We start from the raw sequence: 18,086 nt of genomic DNA on the forward strand, positions 1-18,086 counted from the left end.
CTGCATTACCAATCAGGACTCCTTAAAATAAAGAAATCCTGTACAGTTTTATCCTCCATTAAAACTGAAAACGACAAACTTCTCAAGAGTTGGCTATGTCTTTTTTTCAGACAACAGTATCGAGACTATTTTCGTCATTATATAAATGATATAAAATTATAGAACTCATGAACTTCATCAGGGATATCTTTTTAAAAAATCACAGAATATTTATATATCTATTTATTGCAATTTCCTTAAGTAATTGTGAGAAAAAAATCGATATCCGGAAAATCGATAATGCCTTACTTACAAAAAATGAAAAGCTAAGGCTGGAAGGAAAAGAGACAGAGCTCATCGCTTTGAATACCGAAATCATCAGACAGTCAAAAGAAGGAGGATATTCAAGAGGAGAAGCCTTAGGATACATCAATCTTGCCAATACTTATGGTATGATGGGAAAGTATAAAACCAGCCATGAATATCTGAAATCGGCAGAAAAAATCGTCATCCGGCTTAATGATAATTTTCTTTACGCTAAGCTTTATCATGAATATGGCCAAGTCAATTATGTTACAGGACTCGTTAATACAGCATTAAGTTACAATGCAAAAGCCATTCGTTATGGAAAAAAACTGGATGAAAAAGGATGGTTATTGGGCAATATGTATGAGCAGAGAGCTGATTTTATTTCTTCTACTTATAAAGACTCTGCATTAATTTACTGTCACAGAGGATTCAGTCTGGACCCTTCTGCCATCAATGCTTCTTTGATCGGGAATTATCATTTACAACAAACCAAAAATCTTGATTCCGCCACTTTCTACAATAATAAAGCACTATTACTTCTTAAAGATACTGAATATGGAACGGTAAGACAAGGCATCATTTACTATTTTTATGCTGACCTTCTTTCTGAAAAAAAGGAGTTTGAAAAAGCATTGGATTTTTATAAAAAAGCAGCAGATATTTTAGTTAAAACAAAAAGGATCAACAAATTACCAGATCTTTACAGACGGATAGCTTTTGTTTACGAAAGTCTCAACAACGAGAAAATGGAAGCCACCTATACTTCCAAGTCCGAGGAATTGGATCAGAAACTAAAAGTATCAGGAAATGAAGCCATTGATCTTTCCCTGAGTGAAATCATTGAACAAAAAAACAAGGATAATATTAACCTTATTTTCATTTTCATTGGAGTCTTTGTTCTCATTGTTGGAGCTGTTTTATTTTTAATTATCAGAACCAGAAAATATAAAAAAGAAGACAAAAACTCTAGAAAACCGAATACTGCAACTTTTCCTTCAAAAGAAAGGATCTCTAAGGAAGATTTCACAGAGTTATTAGAGCTTGCCAAGAGTAATGATCTTAAGTTCATTAAGAGATTTGAAGAGATTAATCCCAGTTTATTTCAGAATATTTTAAAAATCAATCCGCAGCTAACAAAATCTGAGTTGGCTTTATGTGCGATGATCTGGATTGGTTTTTCATCGAAAGATATTGCTGACTTTACTTTTATACAGCACAGATCTGTACAAACCAAAAAAGGCCGACTCAGAAAAAAACTTAATATTTCTTCAGAAACGGATCTGTACAGCTTTTTAACTTCCCTCTAGCTTTTTTGAAATTTTACCAACCTAACTAACCCTTAAAAAGGTTGATAATTCATTAAAACTTTATCCTATTAATAATATCCATTACATGATGTTAACTCTGTAAGAATTTTTTTATAAAAAAAAAAAACTGATATTAAGATAAAAAAGTGATCCTTCATTGAAGGGTTTTCAATTTTTATTTTGCAAAAATAGTTTTTACATTTCCACAAAAACAAAACATAATACAATGAAAATCAATTAAATACATAAAAAGTCGTAGCTGTAGTGTAGCTATGTCGTATGTTGTTTTTTGGAGATACTTATCATTATTGAATATGTTTGTAATGTTAAAAAGATAAACTCCTTACAATATTAAAAACACCACCAAAAAACATATATATACAATCTCCCCCTTTGCAACTAATTTAATTATAATCTAACAAAGGTATTAAGAACACAAATGATGAAAAATCCAGAAGGGGTGAGATTTATTTTACAAACTAAACAAATAATATTAACTAAAAACACAAATAAAAAAGAGGCCTATTTAACACAACATTCTACGATGAAAAATAATCTCAGAATTATCATAATACATCTTTTCATAGAAAACTGAGAATATTACAATTTATATTATTTGTTTAACTGAGAGATTACATTTGAGAAGTTGTAATCTCTCTTTTTATAATAATAACTATAAAAAACAGCAGTACATATTCATATACTACTGTTTCAACACACATTATAAACTTATATACACCGGTTTCCCGGAAATTATTTCATTCTAGGTTATTTCCAGTAACTCCAGACTGATCCATCAAATACTGCTAATGCTTTACTAGTTGTATCATAACACATCATTCCAGGATAGGGATTCTTTACATTGAGATGAGGTGTTGCAATCTGAGGAAGAATCATTGCCTTATCCGGAGATTCCAATACCAATACTCCATCTGCAGTACTGGATGATGCACCGATAACTACTCCTTTACCTTGTACTGCAGAATTGTTCGTAATAATAGCGCTTGAGCTGCCGGTATCAGATAAAAGCCTCCATGCATCATTCTCGTACACTTTTATTTTATTGTCAGTTACATCAAAAACAAATGTTCCGTTCACCAGAGAGCCGGTTGGAACACCAAAGGTTGCAGGAAGGATTAATCCTTTTGTATTTCCTGATACATTATTAAAATCCAGAACTGTACTGTTACCATCTACCGTTTGTTTACCAATTGCTACCTGCGCAATAGAAAAGTTAAAAATAACTAAGGCAACGGCTATGCCTATATTTTTTATATTTTTCATCCTTTTATTAATTTTTAGATTAATCATTACAGCTTCTCTCTACACACTTCCACTCAATACCGTTGTAAAGCTTCACACATCTATCCTGAAGATCATACAAGAGCATTCCTTCTTTTGGGTTAGCAATTGCATCTCCTGGCTGGGGAGTCTGGCTTACGTGCTGAACTCTTGTAACTACAAAACCCTTATCTTTAGCTTCCAGAGTAACGAAACCGTTTGGAACATTTTCAGGCCAAGTGTTATTTTTCTGCTGAATGGTAATTCCGAATTTGGTAAATCCGTTAGGAGTTCCTGTAGCCCCTGGCTTTGTACAGAATGAATCTACATTATCAATAATTGTTGGTGCATTACCACAGGTTAATTTATCATCAGACAATCCATTTGGCCAAAGAGATGGACATGTTGCAGATGTTGCATTAGGACCACAGAAACTTGTATTTCCCATACCAAGTCCTAACACATTTCCCATAGCAATAGCTACAATTTGGCTGTCATTACCGATTACACCACCTCCACCACTTACATCAGCTTTCGCAATACAATAAGCTTTGCCGGTAGGAATCCCGATATATTTGACAGATGGATACGTTGTAGACTGTTGGGTAAATGTTCCACAAATTTCTACAACACTGTTGGTTCCCATTTCTATGGTAGAAGTTGACCCTGGGAAGGCACCAAAAAAAGTAGGATCTTCCTGAACCACCGAACCTACAAGAGACAAAAATGATTTAGTTCCTAATTTAATTTTTGAATCCTTTTGAGAATTAAATGCTCCTACTGTAACAGTACCTGTAGATTTTACACTTGCACCATCACCAATCTCCAGAATACCATTAACCTGAATACTGACGGATTGTAATTGACCAGACTGAATAATGAGTATTGCACCATTTGGAATGTTAATATTAGTCCCTACAGCAAGATTCCCATTAAGACAATAGGTTATTCCACTTATCATCGGCTGCCCCGTGTAGGGGGTACATGTCTGGGCATGGGCAACACCATAAAAAGCAATCATTAACAAAAAAAATATCTTTTTATTAAAATTGAAAAAATTTAAATTATTCATATATATTTAAGCTTAATTAACGAATTATTCATATTTTAATGATAAATATGTATTTTTTTCGCATCATCGAACCCCCTACCCTACAATTAATATACCAAACTTCACTACTCTTTTAAACAACAATATAGTACTGTACCGAAATTCATTTTTGTTACTTTTTTTATTACAGCATTAGATTTCGTAACAAAAAAAAAAAACAATTCATTGATAACCATTTGTTTAAATAAATTAAATACATTTAACAATAGTGTTGATCCACGGGAAAAATCCTAAAGAATATTGATGGTTTTAAATCCCTTTGCCTATTCAAAAGATCATTTCATTGGAAAAATAATTCTGAACAGCCTTTCCTGATAAGAAGTATAGACAATACATATAGTCTGCTCTATACAATTTGTATTAAAAAGCGTAAATTTGCACCATGAATAACGATACTATTTGTGCGCTGGCTACAGCCAATGGAATAGGTGCTTTAGGCATTATCCGGGTTTCCGGAAATGATGTTTTACCCATAGTTCAGAAAAGTTTTCCGGCAAAAAAGCTTGAAAAACAAAAATCACATACCATCCACTACGGTTATTTTATGGATGGTGAAGAAGCTATTGATGAAATCATGCTTTCCATTTTCCTTGCACCAAAAAGTTTCACTACAGAAAATTCTGTTGAAATTGCTTTTCACGGTTCACCACATATCGGAAAACGCATTCTTGAAACGCTTATTAAAAACGGAGCAAGAATGGCTAAAGCTGGAGAATTTACCCTTCGTGCTTTTATCAATGGAAGAATTGACCTTTCGCAGGCAGAAGCTATTGCTGATGTAATTGCATCTGAAAATGAAGCTTCCAGAAAAGTAGCCATTAACCAATTAAAAGGTGGAATTACTAATGAAATATCGTTATTAAGAACTGATCTTTTGAATTTTGTTTCTCTTATTGAATTAGAATTGGATTTCGCAGAGGAAGATGTAGAATTTGCTGACAGAACTGCTTTAAGTGGGCTATTGGATAAGATCGATGTAAAATTAAAGTCTCTTATTGAGAGTTTTCAATATGGAAATGCCATTAAAAATGGTACTGCTGTTGCGATCATCGGGAAACCTAATGCAGGAAAATCTACGCTTCTTAATGCTTTATTGAAAGAGGAAAGAGCTATTGTAAGTAATATTGCCGGAACAACAAGGGACACTATTGAGGAAATCCTTCATATTAAAGGACATGCTTTCCGTCTGATTGATACTGCCGGTTTGCGTGAAACAGTAGATGAAATTGAGGCCATTGGGGTGAAAAAAGCTAAGGAAAAGGTAGAAAATGCCAATATTTTAGTCTATCTGGCTGATGCTGCTACTGAAGATTTCTCTGAGGACATTGAAATGATTCAGTCTTTGCTAAGAGCAGATTTGAAATTAATTATATGTGCTACTAAAATTGACGAGGTTACTCCTACAAAATACGAAACGGTAGAAAATATTTTCAGAAAGGCTATTTCGCACGAATTTGATTTCATCAAAATTTCTGCTGTTGAAAACCAGAATATCCAGGATCTTAAGAATGAATTATCTTCTTATGTAGAGCAATTAAAATCGGAAGAAAATAACGTGGTTATCACCAATCAACGTCATTTCGAAGCTTTACAAAAATCTTTAGATGCCGTAAACAAGGTAAAAGAAGCTATTTCTATCCAGATTTCTACAGAATTACTGGCTTATGAGTTAAGAAATGCGTTAGAGCACCTTGGTGAGATTTCCGGTGAGGTTACGAATGATGAAGTGCTGGGGAATATTTTCTCTAAGTTTTGTATCGGCAAATAGAATACACAAAAACCTGATAAACAACAAGTTGCATATTTTAACGTTATTTATATAACGTATTGATTTAATGCAACTTATGTGATTTTGGAGTTTTTAATGCTCAAATTTTTGTCCCTTTTCTTGTCCCTTTGACATTAAAGCACAAAATTTGAGCAAAAGAAAATGGAATGGCTATAGAATTCCTTGCCCTAAAATAATCCAATGGTTATTAAGTGATCCTTAAAGAGGACTAGTGGATTCTATATACCCTTAATTTGGAGAAATTATTGTTTTATAAACTCCATCGCTTGACTATTTTTAAAAATTGTAATCAATTTAAAAACTTCCAATTTCATCCGGATGAGCTAAAAAACTAAATTTTAGAGTTATTTTTCACAGGGAAATAAATACACTTTCTTTTACTTTCATATTCATTCTTTTATTTGATTTACAGCAACTTACGTAAATTTTGTTTTTTTCTTATTAAGCTCTATTTTCTATATTTATACACCTTTGTACACCTCAAAAGAGGCAAGGTATACAACTACTAAATAAACCGATATGTTAATTACGCTAAAGCAGAGAAAATTGAGTAACGGAAGATTAAGCCTTTATGTAGAATATTACAAAGGTTCTAATATTGATGATAATGGAAAACGTCTTCATGTAAGAGACTTTGAGTATTTAAAAATATATCTTCATCAAAACCCTAAAACTCCCGTCGAAAAAAAAGAGAATAAAGAAAACCAAAAACTGGCGTAAAACATTTTAGCAATTCGGAAAGCTGAATTTGTTCAAGGTAAATTTAAAATTAGGAATGCTGCTAAAGACAAGAAAAAATTTTTGGATTACTTTTCTGAAAAAACATAAGAAAAAGTAAATTCTGTGAATAATTATGGGAACTGGACTTCTACCCTAGTACATCTAAAAAAGGTAATTCCTCAAAATTTACTTTTTGAAGAAATTGACGAAAACTTTATTAAAAAAGTAAAGAACTATATTGATAATGAAGCCAAAACTAAAAGCGATCTACCATTATCTCTTAACTCAAATATTCTTATTTCAATAAATTCAAGGCATCTTTAAGAAGGGCATTTGATGAAGGTTATTTATCCAAAAGCAGCCACAATAAAATCCTTTGAACAGTCGGAAAGTCAGCGCGAGTATCTTACACATAGCGAATTACAAAAACTTGCAAATACTGTTTGCAAATATGAAGTTTTGAAAAAAGCCTTTATTTTTTCATGCCTCAACGGCTTGAGATGGTCTGATATCAATATGCTGGTATGGTCTGAAATTCGTGATGAAGATGGTGTGAGCAGAATCAACTTTCACCAAAAGAAGACGGACAGAGTTGAATATCTTTACATCTCTAAGCAGGCAAGGCAAATCTTAGGTGAGAGAAAGTCACCACAGGAACGAGTTTTTAAAGGATTAAAATATGGTGTTGTATTTAACAATGAAATCGTCCGATGGTGCAATAGAGCAGAAATATCTAAACATATCACTTTTCACAGTGCTAGACATACCAATGCTGAATTGCTATTGGAGAACGGAGCGGATATATATACTGTTTCTAAAAGACTTGGTCATAGAGAGATCAGAACCACTGCCATTTATGCTAAAATCGTTGATCAGAAAATGAAAGAAGCAGCTGAGATAATACCTCAATTAGATATCGAAATTTAGACAATTTTTAAATAATATTTAAAAAGTAATTCATTTTATTCGGGTGTTGTCAATTTGCAGCGATATCATCCATAAAAATATTTTTTCAGTGTATTTAATTTATTGAGCCATCATAGATTGGCCATATTGTAAGAATCTTTAAGTTATCATTTAACGTATAAGGCTAACGTCATAATTTTTTGTGCACTTTTGTTTGCGTATCCAAACAAAGGTATATATCTTTGCAACATACTAACTAGTATGTTTTATGACCAGAGCAGAAATTACGAGATCTAATATTTTAAAGAGTGCTTTGATGCTCACCTACAGGCAGGGGTATCAAGCAACAAGCATCGATGAGATCTTGGAAAAAACTCAAGTTACCAAAGGCGCTTTCTATTATCATTTTCGTAACAAAAATGAAATGGGTATGGCACTTATCAGTGAGGCCTTAAACAATGAGATATTACCTTTCATAGAAAAATCACTTTCCAAAGGAACGGACTTTAAGAAAAACATGTATCAGATGATGCATAGTTTACTATTAGAACATCCATTCATGAATGCCGCAAATGGATGTCCGACCGTTAATCTAATTCAGGAAATGGCACCTCTGTCGGATGCATTTCACAAGGCTCTCCTAAAGTCATTAAATAAATGGCGAAAGGCAATTGAAGACGAGATAATAAGATGTCAAACGGCCGGTCAGCTACGTTTGGATCATGATGCAAAAAAGATTGCAATTCATATTCTGACTCAATATCATGGTGTAAGAAATATGGGAAAGATATTGGGAAAGAAGTACTATTATACATTTCTCAAAGAGTTTAAAATTTATATAGATTCATTAGACTAAATTTATAATTATGCACAAGATTTCTTCATTCCTAAACATTTTCTTAGATCGAAAAATTAATACTCCAACATAAAGATTTTTTTTGCAACAAAAACATACCAATTAGTATGTTTGATTTTAACGAAGTAATCTTTTTTAGATACTGTCTAATTCAAAATAATGGGTATTCAATATGGGTGTTCAAACCACAACAGAAAAAATTATATACAACTCAAAAATAACAATTACAAATGTCGATTATGAACCATAAATCAGATTTTAATTGTCAAAAATTTATACAATTTCAAATATTCTAATAAATAATTTCATGAAAAAAACTGTAATATATGGCTTATTCGCCTACGCTGTATTAATAGGTTGTAAATCCAGTGATGACAAAACAGAGTCAGCAAATATACCCTCGGTTCCGGTCGCAACCGTTAATCCAGGCAATGCAATGGTCTATCTGGAATATCCTGCCAAAATGGAGGGACAAACTGATGTTGAATTACGAGCTCAAGTGTCTGGAATTCTCGAAAAAATCTATATCACGGAGGGATCTTACGTAAAAAAAGGGACACCTCTGTTTCAAATTGATCACAGACCTTTCACAGAAGATTCCAATTTTGCTCAAGGTGAGTTGCTTGTTGCAAAGGCAGATCTCATGACAGCAAAGTTGGAAGTTGATAAACTTACACCTTTAGTTCAAAACAAAGTTGTTTCACCCTACCAGTTAAAGACTGCTCAAGCCTCCTATCAGGCATCACTGGCAAGACTCAAACAGGCAAAAGCGAAAGCGGGCAATGCCAAAATAACATTGGGTTTCGCTACCGTTAAAGCGCCGGTTAGCGGTTTCGTCGGGAGATTGTTTAAGAAAACCGGCAGTATCATCTCCCCTTCTGATGTTCAGCCCCTGTCTTACTTATCTGATAACAGAGAAATTCACGCCTATTTTTCGATATCTGAATCAGATTTTGTAACCTTTAAGGATGGACTCCAAGGGGCATCAATTGCAGAGAAAATAAAAAATGCTCCTGCAGTGAGTATCATTCTTTCAGGAGGACAAATATATCCTCAGGCCGGCAAACTGGATATGGTCGATGCTATTTTCGACAAAACAACAGGAGCAATAACCTTACGTGCAACATTTCCCAATGAGCAAGGCTTACTGCGTTCCGGAAATTCAGGGCGAATAAAATTGGGACTGCAGCAATCGAACGTTATCGGAATTCCACAATCCGCAACTTTTGAAATGCAGGATAAACTATTCGCTTTTGTGGTCGATCGAAATAACAAAGTCCGACAGGTAGCCTTAACTATATCAGGAACATCGGACACAACCTACTATATATCTGAAGGACTGAAAGCAGGTGATCAACTTGTATTAAAAGGGATGGAATCTTTAAAAGAAGGCATTGTGGTGAAACCTGAAAAGTCAACAGAAAAAATAGCTAAAATAAATATCAACTAAAGATTATGTTAAAAGTTTTTATAGACAAACCGGTTATTGCGACAGTAGTTTCCATCATGCTGGTAATTTTGGGAGCCGTAGGTCTCATGGATCTTCCCATTCAACAATTTCCGGACATTGCACCTCCTGTCGTTCAGGTTTCCGCAAACTATCCCGGTGCCAATGCCGAAACAATGGTTCGTGCCGTTGCACCCGCTCTCGAAGAATCAATCAATGGAGTTGAAAACATGACTTACATGAGTTCGACATCGAGCAATGACGGAACCCTCACCATATCGGTCTATTTTAAATTAGGTACAGACCCCGATCAGGCTGCGGTGAATGTTCAAAATCGTGTTTCATCTGCAACAGGATTGTTGCCGACCGAAGTGGTTCAGGCAGGTATAACCACGCAAAAAGTTCAAAACTCACTGGTCATGGCAATCAATCTAATGAGTGAAAATCCAAAACTATATGATGCAACATATTTAACAAATTATGCTCAAATAAACGTAATACCTGAGCTGAAGCGTATACAAGGAGTTGGGCAGGTAAGATTTTTAGGAAGCAATAAAGATTACTCCATGCGTATTTGGCTAAATCCGGCACAGATGACCGCATATAGTATTACTCCTAACGAGGTCATGGCAGCTGTCAAAAGTAAGAACCAAGAGGCGGCACCCGGAAGATTAGGACAATCAAGTAACCGATCTTTTGAGTATGTTCTTAAGTATTCAGGAAAATATACCAAACCTGAAGAATATGGAAACATAATCATTAGATCTAACTCAGATGGAACTATCTTGAAATTGAGAGATGTTGCTAAAGTTGAATTGGGAAGTTATACGTACAATTCTTTGAACACAGTACATGACAAACAAAGTATTTTGTTTGAGGTAGTTCAACTGCCGGGGTCAAATTCAAGGGAAATACAAACCAAAGTAGGTGAATATCTGAAAAAAGCTGAGAAAGATTTCCCTCCCGGAATCAAGCAGCAAATTCTGTACAACACCAAAGATATGTTGGATCAATCCATTGAACAGGTTCAACAAACTTTACTGGAAGCCTTTATCCTTGTATTTATTGTTGTTTACATATTCTTACAGGATTTCAGATCCACATTGATTCCCGCCATTGCTGTACCCGTAGCAATTATCGGAACATTCTTTTTCATGTCGATTTTCGGATTTTCAATAAATCTTCTAACCTTATTTGCACTTGTTCTTGCTATCGGAATCGTTGTGGATGATGCAATTGTTGTTGTGGAAGCTGTTCATTCAAAACTGGAACATAAAAACATCACACCGAGAAAAGCTACCATGTCCGCTATGCACGAAATAACCGGCGCAATCATCTCCATTACTCTGGTAATGGCTGCGGTTTTTCTACCTGTTGGATTTATGGACGGTTCAGCCGGGGTCTTTTATCGCCAATTTGCCTTTACTCTGGCAATCGCTATTTCTATTTCGGCTGTAAATGCATTGACCTTAAGCCCCGCTTTGTGCGCTTTGCTTTTGAAAGATGTCAATCATGACCACCACGAAAAGCCGAAAAATTTAAAACAAAGATTTTTCTTCGCATTTAACAAAGGTTTTGAAAATGTAACCTCACGATATGTTGGGAGCGTAAAGAAAATGATAAAATTTAAATGGATAAGCCTTGGAGCACTTGTAGTAATCATGCTTGTAACAGGAATATTAATACGAAAAACTCCTACAGGATTTATTCCTTCCGAGGATTTGGGCTTTATTGCCATCTCAGTTAATCTTCCTCCCGGTTCATCGATGAAGAGAACGCAGGCAATTCTTGATGAAGCTGCTGACAAAGTTAGAGATATGCCTGCAAAGTTCGCTTTCAACCAGGTAGCGGGATTTAACATATTGACAAGTTCTACAAGTCCATCTTCCGGTGTTGCATTTTTCAGGATGAAGAAAGACGGAGAACGCGGTGATATGAACGACGTATCCGCAAATATTGCAGAACTTCAGAAACGTATGAACACGATAAAAGGTGCGCAATTTTTTGTCTTTTCATTCCCGACAGTACCGGGATTCAGTAATGTAGATGCACTGGATATAGTTCTTGAAGATAAGGCAGGCGGAAAACTTGATAAATTTGGAGGTATTGCAAATCGTTTTATTGCGGAACTGATGAAAAGACCTGAGATCGCAGTGGCCTTTACGACATTTCGTGCGGATTACCCACAGTTTGAGATGATATTGGATCATGAAAAAATCGAACAGCTCGGTATTGATGAAAAAGATGTCTTAAACAGTATGCAGGCATATTTTGGAAGTGCTCAGGTATCGGATTTCAACCGGTTCGGTAAATATTATCGGGTGATGATTCAGGCGGAAAAAGAAGAACGCGCCGATCTTGCTTCAATGAATGAAATTTATGTCAAAAACAAAATGGGAAGCATGGTACCCGTTAACACTATAGTAAGTCTGAAAAGGGTATTTGGTCCTGAAGTGATAACCAGATACAATCTTTACAACTCCATCGGAGTTAATGCTTTACCCAAACCTGGTTACAGTACAGGCGATGCAATTCAGGCCATTCGCGAAGTTGCGGAAAAAGAATTGCCTACAGGTTATTCATTTGAATTTTCAGGAATGACAAGGGAAGAAATTTTATCCGGTGGACAATCTGTATTAATATTTATACTGTCCCTTCTGTTTGTATATTTCTTGTTATGTGCTCAATACAACAGTTACATCCTTCCTTTGGCCGTCGTTCTGTCAGTACCTACCGGTATTATCGGAGTATTCGTGGCAATACGTCTGGCAGGAATCGATAACAATATTTACATTCAGGTTGCTTTGATTATGCTGATTGGATTACTTGCTAAAAATGCAATTCTGATCGTGGAATTTGCATCTCAACGAAGAAATGCCGGACACTCACTGGTAGAATCCGCACTGGAAGCTGCCAAACTGAGAATACGTCCAATTATTATGACGTCGATTGCATTTGTTGCCGGAATTGCGCCGATGATGAGAGCAACAGGACCTTCTGCAATGGGCAATCACTCCATCAGTATTGGTGCGGCCGGAGGAATGATTGGCGGCGTTGTTCTGGGACTGTTTTTTATACCTGTTTTGTTTATCGTGTTTCAGGCGCTGCATGAGAAAGTATCAGGAAAACCAGCAAATACTACTCCGGAGCCTGTTTTACAATAACAGATAGAACCTTTTAACAAAATTCATCTTTAAGAAATGAAAAAATACTTTAAAATAACTGTCACAGCAAATATCCTTTTCATCATTATCGGTTGCACAGTCTCCAAAGACTTCAAGACACCTGCACCCGAACTGCCTTCGACATTTCGTAATGTGGTGACTGAGGATACGATGTCGATCGCTTCTCTTCCGTGGAAAGAATTTTACAGAGATACTATGCTTCAGAAGTTGATTGACAGTTCCATTATCAGGAATTTTGATATGCAAATCGCACTGAAAAATGTTGAAGAATCCCGGTTAAGATTGAAACAGTCACAATGGAACAATGTACCGATTGTAGGACTAAATATTGCTTCTTCAACAAACAATCCTTCGAACAACAGCCTAAATGGAATGTCAACTTCGCAGTTTCTTGGAACCAATCACCTGGAAGATTATACAACAAATGTAAGTTTGTCTTGGGAAGCAGATATTTGGGGCAAGATCCGCAGCAAAAATAAAATTGCTCTTACTTCTTATTTATTAACCAATGAAGCACGGAAAGCAATACAGACTGAATTGATTGCAAATGTAACTGAAGGCTATTATAATTTGATAATGCTTGACGAACAATTGAAAATCGCGCAAAGAAACATCGCATTGAATGAGAGTACTGTAAGGATGATGACAATACAATATGAATCAGGTCAGGTTACTTCACTTGCGGTCGAACAGGCTCAGGCCCAGCTTCTGGCAACACAAAAATTAATTCCGGAATTGGAACAGGCTACCATTCAGCAGGAAAATGCACTGCGTGTTTTGAGCGGTGATCTGCCCGCAAGCATTAACCGTAGCTTTTTGTCAGAACAAGTAATACTTCCGGAAACAATTTCCGCGGGACTGCCTTCGACATTACTGAGACTGAGACCCGACATCAAGAGAAAGGAATTCGAACTGGCATTGTCCAATGCCAAAGTAGGTGTAAGCAAAGCTGACATGTACCCTTCATTAAGAATTACAGCAAGCGGAGGTGTAAACTCTCTCAAGGCGAGCGACTGGTTCAATATTCCTTCTGCGCTTTTCGGTATCGTCGGTGCAAGCGTTGTACAACCTCTTTTGCAACATAAAGAATTGAGCACTCAATATAAAGTTGATTTGGTCGAGCGTGAAAAGTCAGTATTGAAATTCAGGCAATCTGTGGTGAATGCCGTAGGTGAAGTTTCAGATGCACTGGTCAAAATTGAAAAATTAAAAACACAGGAAACATTAGCCGAAAAACGAGTAAATAAACTCAAACAATCAACAACGAGAGCCAATGATTTGTTCAACAATGGGATGGCCACATATCTGGAAGTTATTATTGCACAGGGCAATGTGCTGCAAAGCGAACTGGAATTGGCTTTGATACGAAGATCGGAACTTATCGCAATATCCGAACTTTACAGGAGTTTGGGAGGAGGTGTTAATTGAATTTTACAATAAATATCTAATCATTGCTCAGCAGTACAGTATTATTTACAATACTGCTCAAAAATACATACATTCATTTTCAAAAATCGTCATTTAGAATATCTAGATGGCGATTTGCTTTAATGATTGTCAATGCTGAGGCACATCGAAAACATCAATCATAGAAATACAATCACCAAACCGGTTACTTTATCCGTGCGGAATAGACTTCCTAAAATCTCGGAGATCGCTATTCTCCATCCGAAATGCTGCATGTAGAATAATTATTCAAGGAATTTTCTCTTGATAGATATTGTTTATGTTACAGATTATTCTTTCCTTTTTTCATCAAATCTTTTTCAGCCTCCTGTCAAATAAAAATATTAAAAATGATTATCAATTTAAAGCATTGTAAAAATTACAAAAAATTTGTTCCTTTGCTGTACGACTTTTTATATGAAAAAATCAGAAGCAACCCGTCACAATATTCTTCAAAAAGCATTTGACCTCATCTACATGCACGGTTATCAAACAACGAGTGTGGATGAAATTATAGCGACAACACAGGTTACCAAAGGAGCTTTTTACTATCATTTCAAAACAAAGGACGAAATGGGACTTGCGATTGTTAATGAATTGATGATTCCGGGTTTTAAAAAAACTTTTCTCGATCCTTTTAATAGAGACGAAAATCCGCTGGATACCATTTACAATTTACTGCATTATCTTTTGATGGAAAGTACTGAGCTAAAGGTCGAATACGGTTGCCCGGCGTCAAATTTCACACAGGAAATGGCTCCATGGAATGTTGAATTTACAAAAGCTTTAAATCAGCTTTCCTCGCAGTGGGAAAAAACAATTGTCAATTCCATCGAAAAAGGGAAGGAAAAAGGGTACATCAATCAATCAGTCAAAGGAAACGAGGTTGCCGTTTTTGTCCTTTCCGGGTACTGGGGAGTGAGAAATCTTGGAAAGGTGAAGAACTCAAAATCAGTGTACATTACCTTTTTGAATGCCGTTAAAACATATTTTCTCACTCTAAAATAATTTTTTTCCTCAAAAACATTCTAATTAGTATGTTTTTATTTTATCTTTGCGTCATTGAAATTTTAAACAATGTATCAAACGCTTACATTTCTACACTCCATCTTTCGATGGTTGGTTTTATTGAGTTTATTCTACTCAGTTTTCAGAGCTTATAAAGGTTACTTTTCTTCCGGAGAGTTTTTAAAAGTAGATAATGCGGCAAGACACTGGACAGCCACAATTGCTCATATTCAGTTGGTTTTCGGAATCATTCTGTACTCTCAAAGTCCAATTATTAAATACTTCTGGAACAATTTCGATGAAGCTAAAGAATCATTTGATGTAGTATTTTTCGGAATGATCCACATCTCCTTAATGCTTCTTGCAATCATTTTAATTACAATCGGATCCTCAATTTCAAAACGAAAAACAACAGATCGCGATAAGTTTAAAACCCTATTGATTTACTACGTTATTGCATTAATCATTATTTTCTCGGCTATACCATGGCCATTTTCACCCTTTGCCAACAGACCCTATTTAAGATAATTATGATAAATCTATTAAAAACAAAAGTCGGACGTTTGAGAATTATTGCTATTCTTGAAGGAATTTCATTGCTAACACTTGTATTCATTGCGGTACCTTTGAAGTATGGATTTGATAACCCTTCGCTGGTTAAAATGATGGGACCCATTCACGGATCATTGTTTCTTCTATTTCTCTTCAACACACTGAGTGTGGGAGTCGAACAGAATTGGAAATTCAAAGAGACTACATGGAAAGTTTTACTGGCCTGCATTATTCCTTTCGGCACATTTTACGTTGATAAAAAAATACTGAGCAAACTATGAAAAACATTTTTATTTGTATAGGAGTAATTATATTCATTTATGTCATTTACAGAGTTTACAAATATCAAACTTTGGACGATGGACTCAGTACAGTAATTGAAAAAGGAGCCATTATACTTGATGTACGAACCGAGAAAGAATTTGCCACAGGACATATTCCGGACTCTCAGAATATTTCCTTGGGAACAATCAGGGAACGATATACTGAACTCGATCCTACAAAAACCTATATTACCGTTTGCTCCCACGGACTGCGCAGTGTAAAAGCCGAATTAATATTAAAGGAAAAAGGCTTCAAAAAAGTTTACAACGGCGGTGCGTGGAGTGATTTACAGAAAAGTATCGACAACAAATAAGAGTCAGGTCTTCATCCTGTAGAATCTTCCCTTTAACGATGTTATAATTATCTTTCTAGTTTAAGAACCTGACTCTTTGATTCATCTCTCCTACTCTTTAGAAATTGGTTAAAACCAAAAATCTCCTGAGCTTCGCTGCCCCAAGTTCTTCTCGGAAGAATTTGAAGTGTTACGAAAACATCATTCTTTTTGTTGTAGCTGTCAATGCGTTCAAGCCTTCCGTGATAATCGATTTAAGCATGTCTATACAAGGAATACGGCAGAATTGTGTCAGTTTCATAAACATAAAAACGGCTATAAGTCCATGGTGAATCGACTTCAAATCTCTTGTAGTTCTTTTGAATAAGATCGTATCATTCAGATTTTTGATTCATTAGAAGCAGATCCTAATTTTATATATGGTTAAGCAAATAAAATAATGACCAGTCTTGCCCTCCATTGAAATTGACCATGCCAGAATTGGTAACCAGAACAGCCTTATATCATTGGAGCTCCTTTGCTAATAAACTAAGACATCTTTCTCCAAAAATTCAAAAATCCATTACAAGCGGTATCAATTAAATCAAAATTACATGGAATTTCATCCCAATTACTCCAATAGGTAACCAGTCGTGTCCCAACAGGAGTTTTGTCAAGCTGTTTTTTTACATACTCTGAATAGGCATAGTACAGGTCCTTATCTGGAAACATGGTATCATCTATTGAACATGAAGTATCAATATTCTCATAAAAAGAATTAAAAAAATAGAATGCTTCATAATTCAAAAAAGAAATTTCATCAATATTAGAATTTATAAATTCCACATTCTCAATTTTATACCTATCTGCTATTTTTTTTGATAGTTTTGTGAGAGATTCCCTTTGTTCAACACCGTAAAATCGACCCTTTGTAGAAGCTGCCCCCACTAAACAGAACTTTCCGACCCCAGAACCAATATCCAATACTTTGCTATCCGGCTTCTCAACCAGATAATCCGCAGCCATCTTGGCAACATCAACGGGAGTCCAATGGCGCGCAGATAGTTCTTTTATGTGATAAGGATATAATTTATTAAAGGTATCATCATCCACATCAATATTTGATGCTAGCTTTTTAAAAATCATATGATAAATTTAGTCTATTTTTTTCTAGTTAACATTTCATTTCCAGAATATTGATTAAAATAGTTATAAATCAGTAATGAAATACTTGTGATTTAAAAACTTTTGTGAAAATATAGTATGGACTAGAGATAACTGACTATGCAGTTAGTCAAAATAAAGATCAATTTAACAAAATAAGGTTAGTGACAAAGCTATCAGCTAGGTGGTTTTGCTGTCAATATGAGGTTTTTTCGATGCAAACTCTCCAATCCAAGGAAGGCTCTGAGCTACTTTCAAATTTATTATCTTCATGATTAGTCACAGCTACAGTAATGGCAGATAAAGGTCGTATGTGACATAGGATATTCTAAATAATAAAAAATCAAATTCTTATTATTTAGAATAAATCAAAATAATATATCTTTGCACCTATCCTATTTTAATAAATATATAGTCAAGAATCTTCTACT

At 35.2% G+C, this 18,086-nt stretch carries 16 protein-coding genes; 13 read left to right on the forward strand and 3 right to left on the reverse strand.

All coding sequences use genetic code 11. The annotated features are described in order from the left end of the window. The first annotated feature begins 167 nt into the window (after positions 1 to 167). Positions 168 to 1,595: a LuxR C-terminal-related transcriptional regulator gene (locus tag CHSO_RS18415; protein WP_045499214.1), complete on the forward strand. Its 1,428-nt coding sequence runs from the start codon at positions 168 to 170 to the stop codon at positions 1,593 to 1,595. Positions 1,596 to 2,363: 768 nt separating this feature from the next. On the opposite strand, the gene CHSO_RS18420 is transcribed toward CHSO_RS18415, so the two are convergent. Together CHSO_RS18420 and CHSO_RS18425 are read right to left on the reverse strand one after the other, a co-directional pair. After that, complete coding sequence (locus tag CHSO_RS18420; protein WP_045502938.1) at positions 2,364 to 2,879, reverse strand: hypothetical protein; 516 nt, start codon at positions 2,877 to 2,879, stop codon at positions 2,364 to 2,366. A 19-nt stretch (positions 2,880 to 2,898) separates the two neighbouring features. After that, a complete protein-coding gene (locus CHSO_RS18425) occupies positions 2,899 to 3,897 on the reverse strand; it encodes a hypothetical protein (RefSeq protein ID WP_045499217.1) in 999 nt (332 codons plus the stop codon). Between the two features lie 472 nt (positions 3,898 to 4,369). Here CHSO_RS18425 and mnmE point away from each other — a divergent pair, with 472 nt between their 5' ends. From mnmE to CHSO_RS18475, 12 genes are all read left to right on the forward strand, one after another. Then, a complete protein-coding gene (gene mnmE / locus CHSO_RS18430) occupies positions 4,370 to 5,755 on the forward strand; it encodes a tRNA uridine-5-carboxymethylaminomethyl(34) synthesis GTPase MnmE (protein ID WP_045499220.1) in 1,386 nt (461 codons plus the stop codon). A 540-nt stretch (positions 5,756 to 6,295) separates the two neighbouring features. Next, positions 6,296 to 6,496 carry a hypothetical protein gene (locus CHSO_RS26330; RefSeq protein ID WP_232509095.1) on the forward strand — a complete coding sequence of 67 codons (201 nt, stop codon included), beginning with the start codon at positions 6,296 to 6,298 and terminating at the stop codon, positions 6,494 to 6,496. Positions 6,497 to 6,619: 123 nt separating this feature from the next. Next, entirely contained in the window at positions 6,620 to 6,820 is a 201-nt protein-coding gene (locus CHSO_RS26335; RefSeq protein WP_232509096.1) for a phage integrase SAM-like domain-containing protein, read from the forward strand. A 12-nt stretch (positions 6,821 to 6,832) separates the two neighbouring features. Next, positions 6,833 to 7,423, forward strand: a complete 591-nt coding sequence (locus CHSO_RS26340; RefSeq protein WP_262483779.1) for a site-specific integrase — start codon at positions 6,833 to 6,835, stop codon at positions 7,421 to 7,423. A 247-nt stretch (positions 7,424 to 7,670) separates the two neighbouring features. Further along, positions 7,671 to 8,258: a TetR/AcrR family transcriptional regulator gene (locus tag CHSO_RS18440; RefSeq protein WP_045499223.1), complete on the forward strand. Its 588-nt coding sequence runs from the start codon at positions 7,671 to 7,673 to the stop codon at positions 8,256 to 8,258. Between the two features lie 307 nt (positions 8,259 to 8,565). Continuing rightward, complete coding sequence (locus CHSO_RS18445) at positions 8,566 to 9,708, forward strand: efflux RND transporter periplasmic adaptor subunit (protein WP_045499226.1); 1,143 nt, start codon at positions 8,566 to 8,568, stop codon at positions 9,706 to 9,708. Between the two features lie 5 nt (positions 9,709 to 9,713). Continuing rightward, complete coding sequence (locus CHSO_RS18450) at positions 9,714 to 12,869, forward strand: efflux RND transporter permease subunit (RefSeq protein ID WP_045499228.1); 3,156 nt, start codon at positions 9,714 to 9,716, stop codon at positions 12,867 to 12,869. Positions 12,870 to 12,905: 36 nt separating this feature from the next. After that, positions 12,906 to 14,318, forward strand: a complete 1,413-nt coding sequence (locus CHSO_RS18455; RefSeq protein WP_045499231.1) for a TolC family protein — start codon at positions 12,906 to 12,908, stop codon at positions 14,316 to 14,318. Positions 14,319 to 14,753: 435 nt separating this feature from the next. Beyond that, entirely contained in the window at positions 14,754 to 15,344 is a 591-nt protein-coding gene (locus CHSO_RS18460) for a TetR/AcrR family transcriptional regulator (RefSeq protein WP_045499233.1), read from the forward strand. 69 nt (positions 15,345 to 15,413) lie between these two features. Continuing rightward, positions 15,414 to 15,872, forward strand: coding sequence for a hypothetical protein (locus CHSO_RS18465; RefSeq protein WP_045499236.1), 459 nt, complete (start codon positions 15,414 to 15,416; stop codon positions 15,870 to 15,872). 2 nt (positions 15,873 to 15,874) lie between these two features. Next, entirely contained in the window at positions 15,875 to 16,177 is a 303-nt protein-coding gene (locus CHSO_RS18470; RefSeq protein ID WP_045499238.1) for a DUF3817 domain-containing protein, read from the forward strand. Beyond that, entirely contained in the window at positions 16,174 to 16,533 is a 360-nt protein-coding gene (locus CHSO_RS18475) for a rhodanese-like domain-containing protein (protein ID WP_045499242.1), read from the forward strand. Before CHSO_RS18470 ends, CHSO_RS18475 begins: the two co-directional genes overlap by 4 nt. Before the next feature lie 507 nt (positions 16,534 to 17,040). Here CHSO_RS18475 and CHSO_RS18480 read toward each other — a convergent pair. Next, the gene (locus CHSO_RS18480) at positions 17,041 to 17,637 is read right to left on the reverse strand and encodes a class I SAM-dependent methyltransferase (RefSeq protein ID WP_045499245.1); all 597 of its coding nucleotides are present in this window, start codon (positions 17,635 to 17,637) and stop codon (positions 17,041 to 17,043) included. Between the last annotated feature and the right edge of the window lie 449 nt (positions 17,638 to 18,086).

This window comes from Chryseobacterium sp. StRB126 (genome assembly GCF_000829375.1).
Classification (GTDB): domain Bacteria; phylum Bacteroidota; class Bacteroidia; order Flavobacteriales; family Weeksellaceae; genus Chryseobacterium.